The organism is Hyphococcus sp., from assembly GCF_041986965.1.
Lineage (GTDB): Bacteria > Pseudomonadota > Alphaproteobacteria > Caulobacterales > Parvularculaceae > Hyphococcus.
On record NZ_JBHIXB010000001.1, the window covers coordinates 1,438,352 to 1,455,286 of the forward strand.

Genomic DNA, 16,935 nt, shown 5'->3' on the forward strand with positions numbered 1-16,935 from the left:
AGGCCGGTATTTTAATATCCTGCACAGAGCTGTGAGGAACTGAACATGCCGGCGACTGAAATACTGCGTCTTGTTTTCGGCTTCATCGCCGTTCTCGGTATGATTGGCGGTTCTGCTTTTCTGGCGCGCAAAGCCGGGCTGGCAAACCTTGCAGGCGCCTCGGGAAAAAAGCGCAGGCTTGCGCTCTCTGAATCGCTGCCGCTTGATGCGCGCCGGCGTCTTGCGATTGTCCGGTGTGATGATCTTGAATATCTGATCGTTCTCGGCCCATCCGGAGAGACTGTTGTGGCCAGCGGGCTCGCCGCGGTGACAATCGAAGACGAGAGCGGCGATGCGCCGGCGCAATTCAATCCGTTTGCGGAATTTGGCGACCTCTCCAGGAAACTGCGCGGGCTCGGCGCGACATCTTCTGATAAAGCAAAAGCGGCGTGATCCTGGCAGGCGGGCGCCAGGTTGATTGCGGTGCAGCATAAAACCGGTCTGAAGCCAGCGCGTTGACGGGTTAGGCTTCATTCCCGCACCTGCTTGGCTTGGCGCGCCGGAGCCGGTAAGCTCCCGATACTGGGCTTGGGTAAGGATGGGGATTCCAGATGATCCGGATTTTGCTGCCGTTGGCGATTGTCGCGGCGATATTCTTTGGACCGATGTTTGCGGTCGAAACCACGGACCCTGTACGCGGCGAAAGCATGTCCGTCGTCACAGGAGATTATTTCATCGGCAATGCGGTTGATTGCGTCATGGATATGCGGCTGCCCTTGGGCGAGGAATGCGCAACCGAAGGGCGGATGAATGACGGCACGACTGTTGGCAGCGCGCTGACCTGGGCGTGCGTCCTTTGCGGGATCGCCGCCATTCTCGGCATTCCAGGTCTTTTGCCGGTGATTGGCCGTCTGACGAGTGTTGTCACACTCGCCTCGGGGCTCGCTTCGCTGGGCGCCATGGGGCTTTTCATGATGGGCATGATCGGGTCAGATGCCGGACTGGGCGGCGTTCAATGGGGCGCTTACCTTGCGGCGGGGCTGTCGCTTTTGACCACGATTACAGGGCTTTCCGGCATGCGCGGGCGATAGCGCCTGCTGAGCCGGCAATTGCCGAGTGGGTAAATAAAAAGGCCGCCTGAAAAGAGGCGGCCTTTTTTAATTCTGTTTTATTCGCGTTTAACGCAGGGGCGAACGTCCGACGCTGAGGAACGACGGCGTTTCGTTCGCTGGCGCTGCAGGCTCCGCTTCGTCGCTTGCATTTGCAACCGGACGCGGCGCGGGGGCCGGGCTCGACGGACGCGCGCGGCGGAAATCTTTTGCTGAGGTTTCCGACAAGGGATCGTCGGAATGACGGCAATTGCCTTCGAAATGCGCCCCAGTCTCTACAGAAAGCGAGCTGTGAAGAATGTCGCCCTGAATATGAGCGGTGGAGGCGAGGGAGACGGACTTGGCGCGAATGCCGCCCTCGACGCGGCCGCGCACGGTGACCGTCTCGCAGATCACTTCGCCTTTGACCGACGCTTTCTCACCGATGATCAAAGAGCCTGCTTTGATGTCGCCCTCAAGCGAGCCGTCAAACTGGATCTCGCCGGCTGAATTGACGTTGCCGCGCATGACGACGTCGGAAGAGATGATGGACGGCACTCCGGCGGATTTCATAACGCCTGATCCCTTTCTTGGCGCAGATTGCATGCTTGACTGCTGAACAGGCGCCTCCTGAGACGCATTGTTCATGGTTTTCAGATCGCCTTGCTGCTTAGCTGGTTTAGCTTTCGAAAACATATCTACCTGCCTCTATAAAACGGCGAGGATTGAGCGGCTTGCCTTTGTACAGCACTTCGTAATGAACGTGCGGTCCTGTTGAACGGCCGCTAGACCCCAGCTCCCCAATCTTATCGTGAAGAGAGACTTTTTCGCCTGTCTTCACCGATCTCCGGTTCAAATGCGCGTAACGGGTAATGAACCCGTTCCCATGGTTGATTTCAACTACGCGACCGAAACCAGAGCGTGTACCCGAAAAATGGACCACGCCGTCAGCCGTCGCCGTCACTGGCGACGCCCAGGGCGCAGCAAAATCAATGCCGTTATGGCGGGAATATTTACCATTGATCGGGTCCCGGCGGATGCCGAAGCCGCTGGTGAAGCGGCGGCCGACCACGAGCGGAGAGGAAAGGGGCACATTTTGCAGCGCCTTGTAGATCGCGGCGAGGTCGTCCACGGCGGCGGCCGCGCGATTGGCGTGCTCGTAGAACACTGCGGCGGCTTCGCCGCCGGCGGCGATGTCAATGAAAGGACCGCCCTGGGCCAGCATGGTGTTGGAGATTTTCGCAGGCGTTACTAGCGATTCCGCCGGCACGCCCACGCTCGATAACAACAGGGTCAGGCTTTCGCGCTCTGCCACCGCCTTTTCTTCGAGAGCGGCAATGAGGAGCATCTGTTCGGAATAAAGATCCGCTGCAGCGTGATTCATGGCCTTGATGGCTTCTGACGCGCCGCCCTTCGCTTCGGACTTGGCGGGCTGGCCTGCGCCAAGCTTGCGGGCGGCGGACATGCGTGATTGACGCGGGGTCGGCTCGCCCGGCGCGATGTCAATCATGATGCGGTTGCCATTGGTCGGACGCTGGCCGTTGGGCCCGCCCGCTTCAGAAAGGCCCTTGGCCAGGGCGTTCAGGCCTTCATCAATCACCGCCTTGCGCTCCACCATGTTCTGAAGGAGCTGGTGGCGGGCCGAAATGTCCGAGAGCGTTTCGTCGAAATTCTGCTTGATGATCTGGTTCAGCTCGCTGACGTCGTCATAAGCGCGCTGAGCGTCATGGAGGCGTTTGGAGTAGGTGGTCTCCATGATCCGGCTGTCGCGATCCTTGGCGACAATGATCTGCTCTTTGAAGACCACATTGACCGAGGCGTAGGCGACCCACAAAAGCGCCGCGCCGACAATGACCGCAAGTGCGATCTGGGTCTTGGACGACATGGAAATGAAGTGAACGACACCATCGCTGCGATGGTAAATCTGCCGTTCCTTGAAGATACGGCTGAGTACGCGCCTCATTTTGCCGGAACGACGGCTCATCAAACGAACGCCCCTTGCACGCGCTTACACACGCAACCTAGCCACCCCTGCTCGCAGGGAAGCGCAAAATTGCGCATTACGCAATAGTTATGTGATGCTGTAACGCTATTTTTCGCCGTCTTTATCATAAGTTATGATTAAACCCGGGTTTCGTTTCCAATAGGTTCATAAAACCCTCGTGACAGTCCGGCTTTCGCTCTCGCTTCATGGTTAAAGGGCGGTTTCAGCTGGCCCTTAAAATAGCGGCTTCGCAGGTCCTTGAAGGCGGATTCCGGTTCAAGGCCTCTGGCCGCAGCGAGGGCGTCGAACCAGCGTTTTCCACAGGCGACGTGACCGACCTCTTCTCGATAGATGACCTCGAGCACAGCAACGCTGGCCTCATCTCCCACAGACCTTAGCCTTTCGATCATGTCCGGCGTGACGTCAAGTCCTCTCGCTTCCAAAATGAGTGGTGCGATTGCTAGCCGCGCAAGGGCGTCATGGCTTGTTGTTTCGGCCGCCTCCCAGAGCCCGTCATGGGCGGGGAGGTCTCCATAACGGCAATTGAGCTCGGCGAGGCGCGCGTCGACCATGCGGAAATGTCGCGCCTCTTCGCCTCCCACCCGGACCCAGTCTCGCGTGAAAGCGGCTTCGTCGAGGCCCGCATCGGCGATCGCAGGCGCAAAGCGTGCGGCCATGTCGAAGGCGAGGTCGATGGCGTTGAACTCGATATGGGCGATGGCGTGGAGAAGGGCGGCGCGGCCTTCAGGGCTGCCAAAACGGCGGCGCGGCGCCTTGCCCGGCGGCACTAGTCTTGGGGCTTTCGGCCGGGCGGGCCGGTCTGGCGGGCTTTGGGCCTCTCCCAGCGGAGCGCCGGCGCGCCGCAGAGTGTCGGCTTTCTCCGCCGCGTCTGCTTTTTGCGCCGGTTCAGCTGCGGTCAGCACGGCGGCCGCAGCCGCCAAAAGGGTGTCGGGGCCGTTCAAAGCGCTTTCACCGCCGCCAGCACGTCTTCGGCGTGGCCCGCGACCTTCACTTTGCGCCAGATCTTCCGGATCACGCCTTTTTCGTCGATCAGGAAGGTCGCCCGTTCGATGCCCATATATTTGCGGCCATACATGCTCTTTTCGACCCAGACGCCGTATTTCTCTGTGACGGCGCCAGTCTCGTCAGCGCCAAGATCGACTTTAAGGCCATGTTTTTCCTTGAATTTCTGGTGCTTGGCGATGGTGTCGCGCGACACGCCGATGATCCGGGTCTTGGCGCGTTTGAACTTCGCCATGTCTTCAGAAAAAGCGATGGCTTCTTTGGTGCAGCCTGACGTGTCGTCCTTGGGATAGAAATACAGAACCGCCTTCTGTCCCGCGAGATCCTTGAGTTTCAGTGTGGTCCCATCATCAAGGGGCAGGGTGAAAGCCGGGGCTTTCGAGCCCTCGGCAAGCGCTTTCGTCATGGTGATGTCCTAAGAATGTTGTTGATGGCGGGCACCATATCGGCCTTTGCCGAAATCTCCAGTGCGTGCGTGGTCTTGCCGCGAGTTTTTCGTCCGCTCCCTTGCCGACAGCAGCGTTGGCCGGTACCCGTAGACGTTTGCGGCGCCGGTGATGGATGGGGCGGGGGCCGCGGACAGGTTAGAGTGTCGCGAGGGTTGCGGCTTGCATGAAAAAGCGGGCGTTGAAATCGGCTGTCATAGCGCTTGAAGTCATCGCCCTGGTGATCGCTATCGCCGCCGCCGCGCTGATCTTTCTGACCTGGCGGCTCGGCCAGGGGCCGGTCTTTCTCAATTTATTCAAACCAAGCGTTGAATTCGCGATCGAACGGCGTCTGCCCAAAGGATATGACGCAAAACTCGGTGAAATCGAATTGCGACGTACGGAGACGCGCGGTGAATACCGTCTCGCTGTAAACAATATTTCCATTCTCGATACAGACGATCATGAAGCGGCGAGCGCGCCGCAATTGTTGATGACATTCGATCTGGGCGATTTTCTCGCAGGTGAAATCGGACCGAAAACCGTCATCTCGGGCGGCGCCCGGTTCAGCATCATTCGTCGTGAAAACCTCAATGTCGATATTCCCATCGTTCAGGCGAAAGCGACCCGAAAAAAGGGCCTTGGCCTCTCTGCGCTGCTTGAAGGCAGGTTGCTGAAAAGCGCATTCGAAGAAGCGGAATTGTCGAACGCGGAAATCATCTTCTTCGATGAGGCCTCTGAACGATCATGGACGGCGCCGTCGACGCAGGTGCGCCTTCGCCGTGGTGACGAAGGGCTGACGGCGATGCTCGATGGTGACATCGACATGGGCGAGGTCAAAGCCGGCGTGAAAGCAACCGCTGATTATCGTTCCGAAAGCGGCGTCATCAATGTCATGGTCGATGGCGAGAACTTCCCGGTCGGCGATGTGCTCAGCACTTTTTATGGCGATGTCGCCGCGATCGTTGATGCGCCGGCGAGCGGTCATGCCGATATCGCCTTTACGCCTGAAGGGGCGGTCTTGTCATCGAAGTTCAATGCGCGACTGGGCGAAGGCGCCTTGCGCATTGGCGGCGTCCCGCGAAAAGTTTCCTTCATTGAATGGGAGACCCGGTTTGATCCGGAGGCGAACCGCTTTTCCATCGATCATTTCAACTTTGATCTCGAAGGCGCCAAAGGGGCGCTTGCCGGCGAGGTGTCGATCTCTTTCGGTGAAGATATCCGGGACCCTGAGAGCATTTCCTTCACCCTTTCTTCCGATGAAATTGTCGTCACTGCGCCGGAGCAGCTACCCGAGCCTTTGCCGGTCAGTGCGCTGTTTCTCGATGGCCAGTATTTTGTCTCCGACCGGCGCCTCGCGCTGCGGCAGACAGAAGCTTCTTTCGCCGGTCTCGCGATCACGGGCAATGTGACTTTGCTGCGGCCGAGAGGCGCTGATGGCGCGCCGCCGCCGTCTCCCGGGGCTATCGCCGACCTCGATATTGAAGGCGCGCTCGATCCGGAAAGACTGCTCACTGTCTGGCCGAAATTATTGGCGAACGGCGCGCGCGAATGGGTCGAGGATCGCCTTGCAACCGCTCATATCGACAATCTCGCTTTCACGATGAACCTCTTGCCCGGCGCGATTGGGGAAGATGGCGGTTTTCCCGATGACGCGCTGCAGCTCACTTTTGATGCGCGCGACGCCAAGGCACACTATGTGAAGGGGATGACTCCGCTGCGCGGCGGCAGGGGAAGCGGTATCGTACGCGGGAACTCGTTTACGCTGAAGGTCGATAGCGCAAGCGTCGGCGATGTTGCGATCAGCAAGGGGGAGGTGGCGTTCCCGGTCTTCATTCCGAAATGGGAGCCGACTTATTACCGCTTCACAGCGACTGGCAAGGCTGAAGCCATGCTCGGCATTCTTGACCAGAAACCTCTTCTTTTGTTGTCAAAGGTGAATTTGTCTCCGGACCAGTTCACGGGTGACGCGCGCGCGGTCGTGGAGATCATGCGTCCGAACAAAAGTGAAGTCGATCCGGAAGAATACGCTTATACGGGCACAGCGACGTTTGAAAACATGAAGCTCGATGGGCTGATCGGCGATATTCAGATCATGAACGCGAAAGGCGATCTTGATCTGAGGCCCCGTTCGATGACGGTTCGGGCGGACGCCGCTATCGCTGAAGATGCGCCGATCAAAATGGTGTGGCGCCAGAACTTCTTTGAGAGTGACGGTCCATCCGATATCGCCATCTCCGGCGTCTTCAATTCCTCCGCAGGCGATGTTTTCGGTGTTTCGTCCCGACAGTTTCTGCGCGGCCCGGTGAGGTTTGACGCAAAAGCCATCGGTGATCTTGGCGATTTCCAGAGCATGGATATCAAAGCTGATTTCGCGGACGCGGTCGTCACTCTTGGGCCGCTCGGCTGGCGCAAGCCGGCGGGCACGGCCGCCGTCGGTGATCTGTCCATGACGTTCAAATCCGACCGCGTCATCGTGGACAGCCTGACGATTGCGGGCGACGGCGTCGATGTTGGCGGCACGCTCTCCTTTGACAAACATGGCGCCTTGCAGGAAGCGGATTTAAGCCGGTTTTATTTTTCCGACGCCGCGGATTTCAAGATGACGGCGGCGCGAGACGCCACGGGCGGGCTCAGCCTTACGGCGGTCGGGCCGTTCCTCAATGCCGGCCCCATGATCGAACAGATTCTGGAAGAAACAGGCGGTGAGGAAGGGGAGCCCTTTAACTGGGGGGCTGGCGTCAATTTGCAGGCGCGCATCGATGAAATTGCCGTGCGCAACGGCGTCGTTTATCGCGACGGCGCCCTGGATTTCAATCGCGATGCGGCGCGGTTGCAGGCGCTTGATTTTTCCGCTTTCGGCTCCGAGGGGAAACCTTTGCGCGTCAACATGGCGCTGACCGGCGCGGCGGAAGGCCCGCAGCGCGCGCTGGATGCACGCACAAGCGCCATCGGCGAGTTGTTGCGAGGCGTTTTCGGCATTCAATCCATTGAAGGCGGCGAGGGCTCGATGCGGATCGCCCTGCATCAGCCCGGCGTGCCGGGGTTCGCGGGCGAGCTTGAGGCGCGCAATCTGCAAATCGCCAATGCCCCGTTGCTGGCGCGCATCCTGTCCGCTGGATCGCTTGACGGGCTCGCCAATCTTATGAACGGAGAAGGCATCGATTTCGACTACGCCTATGGTCAGTTCGACTACAAGGACGGCGTGGTCTCCGTCGATGACATGCGCGCCACGGGAGCTTCTGTCGGGATTACAGCGGATGGCGATATTGGTCTTGGCCCGGGCGGCGTCGCGCATCTCACCGGCGCGGTTGCGCCAGTCTATGCGCTCAATTCCATTCTCGGCAGCGCGCCGATCATCGGCGACATTCTGGTCGGAAAAAAAGGCGAGGGGATCGTCGCCTTTTCCTATAGCGTCAGCGGCGAGACCAGCGATCCACGCGTTTTCGTCAATCCCCTGTCAGTGCTGACGCCCGGGATTTTCCGCAAGCTGATGCAACCTTCGCGCACGCCGGAGGCTGCGGAAGAGAGTGCGGGTGACGAAGAAGCGCCGCTGCGTGAGGAAGAGGCGCCAGAAGCCCAATCTGAGCAAACAGAGCCGTCACAGCAATAATTACTGCACGCGGATGATCGCGTGTTTTTTCTTTCCGACGGAAAGCTTTACCGCGCCGTCGCGTATGTCGCTCTGTGCGAGATTGCGTTCTTCTCTGACGGCCTCGTCATTCACTTTAAGGGCGCCGGCTTTGATATGACGGCGCGCTTCGCCTTTGGAAGCGCAAAGGCCGGCGGCGATGAACTGGTCCACAAGGGCGGCGTTCGCAAGATCGCTTGCCGCAATGTCGATCGTGGGCAAGTCGCCGCCGAGCCCGCCTTGTTCGAATGTTTTCTGCGCTGTCGCCGCAGCGCTCTCCGCCGCGTCGCGGCCATGAAGAAGGGCTGTCGCTTCCGTCGCCAGCACTTTTTTAGCGTCGTTGATTTCAGCGCCCTGAAGCGCGGCAAGCCGGTTCACCTCATCCATGGGAAGCGTCGTAAACCGTGCGAGCAACGTCGCGACATCGGCGTCTTCGGCGTTGCGCCAATATTGCCAATAATCGTAAGGGCTGAACATGTCGGGGTTCAGCCACACGGCGCCGCCTTCAGTCTTGCCCATCTTCTTGCCGGAGGCGGTGGTCAGCAGCGGCGTCGTCAGGCCGAAAACTTCCGCGCCATCCTTGCGGCGGCAAAGCTCCACGCCGTTGACGATATTGCCCCACTGGTCCGTGCCGCCGAGTTGCAGGATGCAGCCATGACGGTTGTAAAGCTCATGAAAGTCATAGGCCTGCATCAGCATGTAATTGAATTCGAGGAACGTCATCGGGCTTTCACGCTCGAGCCGCAGCTTGACTGAATCGAAGGTCAGCATGCGGTTGATGGTGAAGTGAACGCCATAGTCGCGCAGGAATTCCACATAGCCGAGTTTTGACAGCCAATCGTCATTATTGACCATCATGGCGTCCGTCGCGCCGTCGCCGAATTTGAGGAACTTTGCGAAGGCGGTCTTGATGCCGGCGATATTCGCTTCGATATCTGCGTCTGTAAGAAGCTTCCGTTGTTCGTCCTTGCCAGTCGGATCGCCGACTTTGGTGGTGCCGCCGCCCATGAGCGCGATCGGCCGGTGGCCGGTCTGCTGCAACCAGTGAAGCATCATGATCTGGATCAGGCTTCCGGCATGAAGCGACTTCGCCGTTGCGTCAAAGCCGATATAAGCGGTCACGACCCCGGACGAGGCCTTTTCGTCGAGGCCTTCGAGATTGGTGCCTTGCGCGATGAAACCGCGGCTCTCAAGCACGTTGAGGAAGTCTGATTTGTAAATCGTCTTGCCGCTCATGGGGCCGCTCTCGGGGTTGTTCTGCCTGCCGGGACGGCAGCCCCTAGCACCTTACGCTTTGAATTCCAACGTATTGGCGAGGATTGAGAGCGTATGGTTAAGAGACATTTCAGTTTTCGCCGCGAGTCTGGATAGGCTTGCCTCGCCTCTGACGGGATTGATCCATGTCCGACACTTTGACAGCCATCGGTTTGATGAGCGGTACTTCCCTTGATGGGATCGACGCGGCGGTGCTGATCACCGACGGCGATGACCGGGTGGAGCCGGGGCCGGCGATCCATGTTCCTTACAGCCGCGATCTCAAAATCTGGGTGCGGCGCGCGATCAAGGCGGCGCTGGAAGGCCGTGAAGGAGCAGAAGAGATCGGCAAGGCGGCGGGGGAGGTCACCTACGCTCATGTCGCCGCCGTGGAGCAGCTTCTCGAAAAGGCGGGGCTTAACCGCAAGAAAGTCGACGTCATCGGCTTTCACGGACAGACGATATTGCACCGCCCGTCGAAAGAAGCGGGCATCGCAGGGCGCACCTGGCAGCTGGGCAATGGCCGCACGCTGGCTGATGAGGTCCGTATCGATGTCGTCAACGACTTTCGCTCGAATGATGTTGCGGCTGGTGGGGAAGGCGCGCCGTTCGCGCCGATCTATCATCGCGCCCTTGTCGCGGCGATGAAGGAGCGGCCGGACTGTCCGGTCGGCGTGATCAATCTCGGCGGCGTTTCCAATGTCACTTATGTGCCTGAAGGCTGTCACGCCCTTGATCTCGTCGCCTTCGATTGCGGGCCCGGCAACGGCCTGGTTGATGAATGGGTCGAGATGAAAACCGGTGAGCCTATGGACCAAGACGGCGCGCTGGCGTTGGCGGGCAAGGTCAATGAAGAAGCGCTTCGCATGATGCTGCTCAACCCTTATCTGCGCCGCAAGCCGCCAAAGTCGCTCGACCGTTACGACTTCAAACTCGATCAGGTGAAAAAATTATCGGTGGAAGACGGCGCCGCCACGCTGACCGCTTTTACCGCGGCGTGCATTGCGCAGTCAGAGACATTTCTGCCCGACCTGCCGGGCGGTTACATTGTCTGCGGCGGCGGCCGGCACAATCCGGCGATGATGCAGGCGCTGCGGGATCGCCTCGAAGCCAAGGTCATCACGGCTGAAGACGCAGGCTGGCGCGGCGATGATCTCGAGGCGGAATGCTTCGCCTATCTCGCCGTCCGCAACCTGAAGAAACTGCCGATCAGCTATCCCAAGACAACGCGGGTTCCATCGCCCATGCGCGGCGGCGTCTATCACCGCGCGCCTGTTTAGAGGTTGGTTGGCGACGACGTCTCCGCCGCTTCTTCCGCCGCCTCGGCCGCATTTTCTCGCGGCCGCTGAATGCGCTTGAAAGCGAGGAACAAGAGCGCAAGCGCAAACAGCTCCAGCACGAAAGCGAACACCAATGGCGCGCCCGGAAAGTAGAATGGCGCCCCTTCGGGCAGGATCGTCGCGCCGAAAAGCGTGAACGGTTCGCCCGGCGAAGAGAAAGCGGCGAAAAGCTGCGTCATGATCCATGGGCTGAACACCATGGTGAGACTGTTGAGCGCCGCGATGGTGCCTTGCAGTTCCCCTTGTGCGTTCGGCGGAATGGTGCGCGACATGATGCCTTGCAGCGACGGCTGGGCGAGCCCGCCCAGGGCGGTGAAGGTGAGAATGACGAAAATCATCCACCCTTTTCCGGCGAGTGCGAAGCAAAGATAGCCGACCGCCGTGATGCTGAGGCCGATGAGAGCGGCTCTGCGCTCACCGAGTTTTGGAATCGCGACGCGCGTCAGTCCACCCTGAACAAGCCCCGACATGAGGCCCATATACATGAGCGACGCGCCGATCATCGCCTCGCTCCAGGAGAATTTCTCAATCGCGTAATATGACCAGATCGATGGATAGGTCCAATGGGCGAGCTGTCCGAAAAAGAGGACCGCCGCAATTGGCAACATGATCGGATATTGCGCGAATTGCTTGAAATTCCCGAGAGCGTTGGCGCGCCGCCAATCGAAGGGCCGCCGGTTTTCCGGATCCAGGGTTTCCGGCATGGCGAAGAAGCCAAAGATGAAATTGACGGCGCCGGTGGCGGCGACGAAATAAAACGGCGCACGGGGGCCGAAATGTTCGCCGAGAAATCCGCCGATGCCTGGCCCGATGATGAAGCCGACGCCGAATGCGGCGCCGACGAGGCCGAAATTAGCGGCGCGTTTTTCAGGGGGTGAGATGTCGGCGATATAGGCGTTTGCTGTCGAGAATGTTGCGGCGAAGGCGCCGGCGAGAATCCGGGCGACGAGCATAATCCCGATGGTCGGGGCGATCGCCATGATGAAGAAGTCGAAGGAATAGGCGGCTAGCGATGTCAGCATGACGGGGCGGCGGCCGAAACGGTCGGAAAGCCCGCCGATGACCGGCATCATGAAAAACTGCATGATGGCGTAGACGACGGAAAGATACCCGCCCCATTTCGCCGCATGAGAAACGTCTTCGCCCGTCACCTGCATGATGAGCTGCGGCATCACCGGCATGATCACGCCAAAGCCGATCATGTTCAGAAGGATGGTGATGAAAATGAAAACGAAGGCGCTTTTGCCAGCAGTTTTCGCCATGTCCGGCTTCTTTCTTTATCGTATCAGGTGATGGGCGTGATCTTGAGCGCCGTGATCTGGTTGCGCCGGCGACGCAGGATTTTGAACCGGAACCCGTAAAACGAAAAGGTCTGGCCTACATCCGGAATACTCTGGGCTTCGTGAATGACAAGACCTGCGACGGTCACGGCTTCTTCGTCGGGGAGGTTCCAGTCCATGGCGCGGTTCAAATCGCGCAAGGTGACATCGCCGTCCACCGTCAAGGAACCGTCGCCTTGCGGGCGCACGCCCTGAACCGGACTGTCATATTCGTCTTCGATTTCGCCGACGATCTCCTCGAGAATGTCTTCAAGGGTGACGAGGCCCATCAGCGCGCCATATTCATCGACGATGAGGGCGAAATGTTCCTGCTTTACCTTGAAGGCGTCGAGCTGTTCCTGAAGCGTGGTCGTTTCCGGCGCAAAATAAGGCTCGCGGGCCAGCGCCTCGAAATCGATTGCGTCCGCGGCGCCTTCCGCATCCCAGAGCGCGCGCAAGAGGTCCTTGGCGTGGAGAATGCCGATAATATTGTCGGGATTCTCACGGTAAAGCGGCAGGCGTGTGTGGGCGCTTTTCAGCGCCTGCCGGATCAGCGCGTCCTTCGCCATGTCGATATCGAGCATCTCAATCGACTTGCGGTGGATCATGATCTCTTCCGTGCGGATCTCATTGAGATCGAGCGCGCCGCGAATAAGGTCGCGGGCTTCCTTGTCGACCCGCCCCTCAGAGTGATGGAGGTCGATCGTTCCGCGAATCTCTTCTTCTGCTGAGAAGACGGCGCTGTCTTTTGAAATGTCCAATCCGAAAACGTGGAAGACGCCGCGCACAACCATTTGCACCAGCCAGGTGATGGGCGCGAGGATATACACAATCCACCGCATCACTGGCGCGACCAGCATCGCCACGGTATCCGGGCGCGTGATGGCTGCTGTCTTTGGGGTCACTTCAGCGAATACAAGCACGAGCACCGTCATGGTTGCGGTTGCAAGACCGGTTGCAATTAGAGATGCGCCGAAGAGCTGGTTAAAGACGCTTGCAGCGATTACCGACGCAAGAATATTCACAAGGTTGTTACCCAGGAGAATGGCGCCGATAAGCCGTTCGCGATCCTTGATGAGAAGATTGACGCGGCGCGCATTCAGATTGCCGTCGCCTTCCAGCTTGTGCATCCGCGCTTTGGACGTTGCCGTCAGCGCTGTTTCCGATCCCGAAAAGAAGGCGGAAAGAAAAAGCAGGAAAATGATGGTTCCGATAGGCAGGAAGAGAGCCGGGTCAAAATTTGGCATGGGATAATTCTCGCCGGCTATTCGCCGGTTTTCTCCTTGAGGAAGGCGGTGACGCGGGAAAGATCTGCGTCTTTGGCGATAAAGGCGTCGCCGATCGCTTTGGCAAGGATCAGCGTCAGCTTTCCTTGCTCGATCTTTTTGTCCTGCATCATGTATTTGGCGATGATATCGGCTGTTATGTCTGACTTGAGGTCGGCGATTTCGGCTGGAAGTCCTGTGGTTATGAGATGCGCCTTGACCCGGTCGGCGTCAGAAGCCGGGCACAGCCCTTCACTGACCGAATAGTCGAAAGCGAGCGCCATCCCCAGAGCGACGCCTTCGCCGTGAAGCAGCTTGCTCGAATAACCGAAATGCGCCTCAAAAGCATGGCCGAAAGTGTGGCCGAGATTAAGGAGCGCCCGCTTTCCTTTTTCCTTTTCATCGGCGCCGACGATCGCCGCCTTGGCCTCACAGGATTTCTTGACGGCCTGGATGCGCGCCGCACCGTCGCCCTCAAGAAGGGCGGGTCCATTGTCTTCAAGCCAGCGGAAAAAGCCGGGATCCGAAATCAGCCCGTATTTCACCACTTCGGCGTAACCCGCCTTGAGCTCGCGCATGGGCAGCGTGTCGAGCGAGGCAATGTCGGCAATGACCGCTACGGGCTGGTGAAAAGCGCCGATGAGGTTTTTACCTTGCGGAACATTGATCGCCGTCTTGCCGCCCACCGCGCTGTCGACCTGGGCAAGCAGGGTTGTCGGTATTTGTGCGAAGCGGCAGCCCCGGCGAAGGACCGATGCGGCAAACCCTGTCAGATCGCCGATCACGCCGCCGCCGAACGCAATGACAACATCGTCGCGCTCAACGCCAAGATCGAGCAGGCGGGCGGTCAGTTTTTCAAGCTCCGAAAAGGACTTTGTCGCTTCGCCGGGCGCCAGCGTGATGAAGTCGGCATCGACGCCCGCTGACGCCAGCCCTTCGCGGAGGCGTTCGCCTTGCGTCACGAAAACATTTTCATCCGTCACGACGACGATGCGCGGCCGTTTGAGATGCGGCTTTAACAGCGCTCCGGCCTTGTCGATCAGGCCGGCGCCAATGGTGATGTCATATGACCGGCCGCCCAGCGGGACCCGCACGGTTTCGGTGGTCATGAAGAAGGCTCCTTGGTTGCCGTCAGGAGATCCGGACGGGCGCGCAACGCGTCGAGAATCAGTTCCACCGTATTTGCATGCGGTCCCGGATGGCTGTCGACATGAATATCGGCGCTTGCGTAAAAAGGCTCGCGTTCTTTCATCAGCCTGATCACCGTCTCCCGCGGGTCATCGTTCTGGAGCAGGGGCCGTGTATTCCGCTTGGTCGCCCGCTTGACGATGGTGTCCACATCCGCCCGGATCCAGATCGAGACAGCCTGTTCGGCGATCAGCGCGCGCGTCTCGGGATTGACCACCGCGCCGCCCCCTGTGGCGAGGACATGGGGCGGCCCTTCGAGCAGGCGCTTGATCACCCGGGCCTCGCCCTCGCGGAAGCTTTGCTCTCCATGAGCGGCGAACAGATCGGAAACGGTCATGCCGGCGGCTTTTTCAATCTCGTGATCGGCGTCGAAGAAAGGCAAGTCCAGGCGCGACGCAAGGCGCCGTCCTACAGTGGTTTTCCCAACGCCCATCATACCGACAAGGACCACTGGCCGGGCGCAGGAAAGGTCAGGGTGTTTACGAGCTTGCCCCATGAAGGCTAGATGTAGGGGAGCGCGCTTCGGGATGCTAGCTAGGATGCAGATCGGAGCGCCCGTGTGAGGAAAAGCGGGCGGCTCGCCGGGAGAATGGCGCGCTGACGGGCGAGGGGCCTCGAAGGGAGCGGTTTCGTGCGGTTTGTAGGAATTTTGTTGCTGGCGGCTCTGGCCGGGCTGATCGGACTTTTCGTTTACGGCCAGATGATGGAGCCCGAGACCCGCGAAATTCAAACGGAAGCCAATTATGACGCGCAATAAGCTCCTCGTGGCGGCCGCCTCCGCTTTTGTCGCCGGGGCGATCGCCCCCTTCGCCCCTTTCGCCATGGCTCAGATCGCCGCTCCCGAAAGCGTCGAAACCGCCCAGCTCCCGACAGATGCATTCGCTATTGGCGGGCTTGAAGAGGGGGACCGGGCGCTGCCCGGCACGCTCTGGGCCGACGCCGATCCGCAGGTGCTTGATTTTCTGTTGTCCCATGCGCCGGTGCGCCCGGCCTCACCGAGCCTCGGCGATGCCATGCGGCGCACCCTTCTGTCGCCGGGCGCGAAACCGGCAGGTGCGGATCCCTCTCTTGGCGGGAAAAAGCTGTTGGCGCTGGCGCGCGCCGGGTTTGTTGACGAAGCCCGCAATATTGCAAGTCTCGCCACCACAGGACGCAACGATCTTGCCGTGGCGGAAGCCGATGCGACGATCAGCCTCCTGGGCGGTGATGCAGACAGCGCCTGCCGCCGCGGGGCGGGACTTTCCGGCGGGCGCGAGGCGATCTTCTGGGTGCGGCTCAGAGCCTTCTGTTACGCTCGGGCCGGCGAACTGGACGCTTTCGATCTCACCATGAATCTGCTGCGTGAACGCGGCGCGCTTTCCCAGGCGGATGAAGCGCTGTTCTTTGCTGCGGCGGCCGGCGCCCCGCCAAAGGACGTGCCGCCGATCAAAACCGCTCTTCAATATGCAGCGCTCAAAACCGCCGGCGTCGAGATGAGCCTCAACGACCTTGCCGGCGCTGAAGGCGGGGTTGTCGCTGCGGTGGCGGGAGACACAGATGTTTCCAATGCGCTGCGTATTGAGGCGACCATGCGCGCCCTCGCCATGGGCGTTATCTCGCCGTCGCGCCTCAACAGTCTTTTCAACGGCATCCAGTTTGAAGTCGCCGATCTTGCGTCCGCTGTCGACATTGCGGCGTCACGGCCAGGAGACCCGGTGACGGACGCTCTGCTCTACCAGTCTATCGCGGCCATGACAGCGCCGGAATTTATCCGTGACAAGGCGCAGCGGATTTCCATTGCGCTTGCCCGCGCTGACAGTTTCCATCGCACCTATGCGCTGTCGCATCTTTATGCAGGCCAGATCGCGACGCTTGAAGGCGTGATCGTTTCTCCGGAGGAAGCGTCCAGCTTCGCCCTTGCGGCCATGATGACAGGCGACAGCGTCGGCGCCGGCCGGTGGCTTTCCTCCATGGTCGGCGCCAATGAAAGCGTCGCGGCCTTGCCCGAAGCGCTCGGGATCGAATTTATCGACCGGGTCAACATGCTTTCGCTTCTTGATCCGCAAACAGCGGCGCGCATCGCCCGCGGCGCCGGTGTGTCGCTTCTTTCCAACGAAACCGGCCTGGCGTCTGGCGCGAAGGCGCATGAAGACCCGGCGGTGACAGCGCGCATTCTTGAAGCGGCGTTTGACGCGGTCGCTGGCGAAAAAGTCGGCCAGGCCGGGCTTGCGGCGCTTGCGGCGTCATCAGGCGCGGCGGCGTTCGGCGGCGAAGTTGAATCGGTGATTGTTGAGGAAGGCCTCGATGCAGCCGGTATGCCGGAGCTTGGACGCCGCCACCGTTTTGAGCGCGCCATGGCGGCGAGCTTTGCCGGCGCGCCCGCGGCGGGGCAAACTGCGGAGGCGAATGAAGATCGCGGCTTTGCACCGCGCATCAAGCCGCCCAAAGGCCGGTGACGCC

General features: G+C 59.9%; 15 protein-coding genes. 6 read left to right on the plus strand and 9 right to left on the minus strand.

Annotation, left to right across the window (positions count from 1 at the left end; translation table 11 throughout):
* Window positions 1–45: 45 nt before the first annotated feature.
* Window positions 46–432 carry a FliO/MopB family protein gene (locus tag ACFC5L_RS07180; protein ID WP_375200954.1) on the plus strand — a complete coding sequence of 129 codons (387 nt, stop codon included), beginning with the start codon at window positions 46–48 and terminating at the stop codon, window positions 430–432.
* Between the two features lie 158 nt (window positions 433–590).
* Entirely contained in the window at window positions 591–1,070 is a 480-nt protein-coding gene (locus ACFC5L_RS07185; RefSeq protein WP_375200953.1) for a hypothetical protein, read from the plus strand.
* A gap of 87 nt (window positions 1,071–1,157) precedes the next feature.
* On the opposite strand, the gene ACFC5L_RS07190 is transcribed toward ACFC5L_RS07185, so the two are convergent.
* From ACFC5L_RS07190 to bcp, 4 genes are all read right to left on the minus strand, one after another.
* Window positions 1,158–1,640, minus strand: coding sequence for a bactofilin family protein (locus ACFC5L_RS07190; RefSeq protein WP_375200952.1), 483 nt, complete (start codon window positions 1,638–1,640; stop codon window positions 1,158–1,160).
* 106 nt (window positions 1,641–1,746) lie between these two features.
* Window positions 1,747–3,051 carry a M23 family metallopeptidase gene (locus ACFC5L_RS07195; RefSeq protein ID WP_375200951.1) on the minus strand — a complete coding sequence of 435 codons (1,305 nt, stop codon included), beginning with the start codon at window positions 3,049–3,051 and terminating at the stop codon, window positions 1,747–1,749.
* Between the two features lie 137 nt (window positions 3,052–3,188).
* Window positions 3,189–3,974, minus strand: a complete 786-nt coding sequence (locus ACFC5L_RS07200; RefSeq protein WP_375210738.1) for a ferritin-like domain-containing protein — start codon at window positions 3,972–3,974, stop codon at window positions 3,189–3,191.
* Between the two features lie 35 nt (window positions 3,975–4,009).
* A complete protein-coding gene (bcp, locus tag ACFC5L_RS07205) occupies window positions 4,010–4,480 on the minus strand; it encodes a thioredoxin-dependent thiol peroxidase (protein ID WP_375200949.1) in 471 nt (156 codons plus the stop codon).
* A 206-nt stretch (window positions 4,481–4,686) separates the two neighbouring features.
* Between bcp and ACFC5L_RS07210 the strand changes: the two genes are divergently transcribed.
* Window positions 4,687–8,112 (plus strand): YhdP family protein, encoded by a 3,426-nt coding sequence (locus ACFC5L_RS07210; RefSeq protein WP_375200948.1) that lies wholly within the window; start codon window positions 4,687–4,689, stop codon window positions 8,110–8,112.
* Here the strand turns inward: ACFC5L_RS07210 and tyrS are convergent, their stop codons facing one another.
* Entirely contained in the window at window positions 8,113–9,366 is a 1,254-nt protein-coding gene (tyrS, locus tag ACFC5L_RS07215) for a tyrosine--tRNA ligase (RefSeq protein ID WP_375200947.1), read from the minus strand. It abuts the gene before it with no gap.
* A 164-nt stretch (window positions 9,367–9,530) separates the two neighbouring features.
* On the opposite strand from tyrS, the gene ACFC5L_RS07220 reads away from it, so the two are divergent.
* Complete coding sequence (locus ACFC5L_RS07220) at window positions 9,531–10,664, plus strand: anhydro-N-acetylmuramic acid kinase (RefSeq protein WP_375200946.1); 1,134 nt, start codon at window positions 9,531–9,533, stop codon at window positions 10,662–10,664.
* Here ACFC5L_RS07220 and ACFC5L_RS07225 read toward each other — a convergent pair.
* Genes ACFC5L_RS07225 through ACFC5L_RS07240 form a run of 4 tightly spaced genes read right to left on the minus strand, consistent with a single transcriptional unit; the run spans window position 10,661 to window position 14,992 of the window.
* Window positions 10,661–11,986: a TCR/Tet family MFS transporter gene (locus ACFC5L_RS07225; RefSeq protein ID WP_375200945.1), complete on the minus strand. Its 1,326-nt coding sequence runs from the start codon at window positions 11,984–11,986 to the stop codon at window positions 10,661–10,663. The two genes, ACFC5L_RS07220 and ACFC5L_RS07225, sit on opposite strands and share 4 nt — an antisense overlap.
* 23 nt (window positions 11,987–12,009) lie before the next feature.
* A complete protein-coding gene (locus ACFC5L_RS07230) occupies window positions 12,010–13,290 on the minus strand; it encodes an HlyC/CorC family transporter (protein WP_375200944.1) in 1,281 nt (426 codons plus the stop codon).
* A gap of 17 nt (window positions 13,291–13,307) precedes the next feature.
* Complete coding sequence (gene aroB / locus ACFC5L_RS07235; RefSeq protein ID WP_375200943.1) at window positions 13,308–14,417, minus strand: 3-dehydroquinate synthase; 1,110 nt, start codon at window positions 14,415–14,417, stop codon at window positions 13,308–13,310.
* Window positions 14,414–14,992 carry a shikimate kinase gene (locus ACFC5L_RS07240; RefSeq protein ID WP_375200942.1) on the minus strand — a complete coding sequence of 193 codons (579 nt, stop codon included), beginning with the start codon at window positions 14,990–14,992 and terminating at the stop codon, window positions 14,414–14,416. Before ACFC5L_RS07240 ends, aroB begins: the two co-directional genes overlap by 4 nt.
* Before the next feature lie 135 nt (window positions 14,993–15,127).
* On the opposite strand from ACFC5L_RS07240, the gene ACFC5L_RS07245 reads away from it, so the two are divergent.
* The gene (locus tag ACFC5L_RS07245; RefSeq protein WP_375200941.1) at window positions 15,128–15,253 is read left to right on the plus strand and encodes a hypothetical protein; all 126 of its coding nucleotides are present in this window, start codon (window positions 15,128–15,130) and stop codon (window positions 15,251–15,253) included.
* Window positions 15,240–16,931, plus strand: coding sequence for a hypothetical protein (locus ACFC5L_RS07250; protein WP_375200940.1), 1,692 nt, complete (start codon window positions 15,240–15,242; stop codon window positions 16,929–16,931). Before ACFC5L_RS07245 ends, ACFC5L_RS07250 begins: the two co-directional genes overlap by 14 nt.
* Window positions 16,932–16,935 lie beyond the last annotated feature (4 nt).

Excerpts from the sequence above, each read along its gene's own strand:
- tyrS (WP_375200947.1), bottom strand. The coding sequence starts at position 9,366 with ATGAGCGGCAAGACGATTTACAAATCAGACTTCCTCAACGTGCTTGAG.
- ACFC5L_RS07240 (WP_375200942.1), bottom strand. The coding sequence starts at position 14,992 with ATGGGGCAAGCTCGTAAACACCCTGACCTTTCCTGCGCCCGGCCAGTG.
- ACFC5L_RS07180 (WP_375200954.1), top strand. The coding sequence starts at position 46 with ATGCCGGCGACTGAAATACTGCGTCTTGTTTTCGGCTTCATCGCCGTT.
- ACFC5L_RS07220 (WP_375200946.1), top strand. The coding sequence starts at position 9,531 with ATGTCCGACACTTTGACAGCCATCGGTTTGATGAGCGGTACTTCCCTT.
- ACFC5L_RS07185 (WP_375200953.1), top strand. The coding sequence starts at position 591 with ATGATCCGGATTTTGCTGCCGTTGGCGATTGTCGCGGCGATATTCTTT.
- bcp (WP_375200949.1), bottom strand. The coding sequence starts at position 4,480 with ATGACGAAAGCGCTTGCCGAGGGCTCGAAAGCCCCGGCTTTCACCCTG.
- ACFC5L_RS07225 (WP_375200945.1), bottom strand. The coding sequence starts at position 11,986 with ATGGCGAAAACTGCTGGCAAAAGCGCCTTCGTTTTCATTTTCATCACC.
- ACFC5L_RS07230 (WP_375200944.1), bottom strand. The coding sequence starts at position 13,290 with ATGCCAAATTTTGACCCGGCTCTCTTCCTGCCTATCGGAACCATCATT.
- aroB (WP_375200943.1), bottom strand. The coding sequence starts at position 14,417 with ATGACCACCGAAACCGTGCGGGTCCCGCTGGGCGGCCGGTCATATGAC.
- ACFC5L_RS07195 (WP_375200951.1), bottom strand. The coding sequence starts at position 3,051 with ATGAGCCGTCGTTCCGGCAAAATGAGGCGCGTACTCAGCCGTATCTTC.
- ACFC5L_RS07250 (WP_375200940.1), top strand. The coding sequence starts at position 15,240 with ATGACGCGCAATAAGCTCCTCGTGGCGGCCGCCTCCGCTTTTGTCGCC.
- ACFC5L_RS07190 (WP_375200952.1), bottom strand. The coding sequence starts at position 1,640 with ATGAAATCCGCCGGAGTGCCGTCCATCATCTCTTCCGACGTCGTCATG.
- ACFC5L_RS07210 (WP_375200948.1), top strand. The coding sequence starts at position 4,687 with ATGAAAAAGCGGGCGTTGAAATCGGCTGTCATAGCGCTTGAAGTCATC.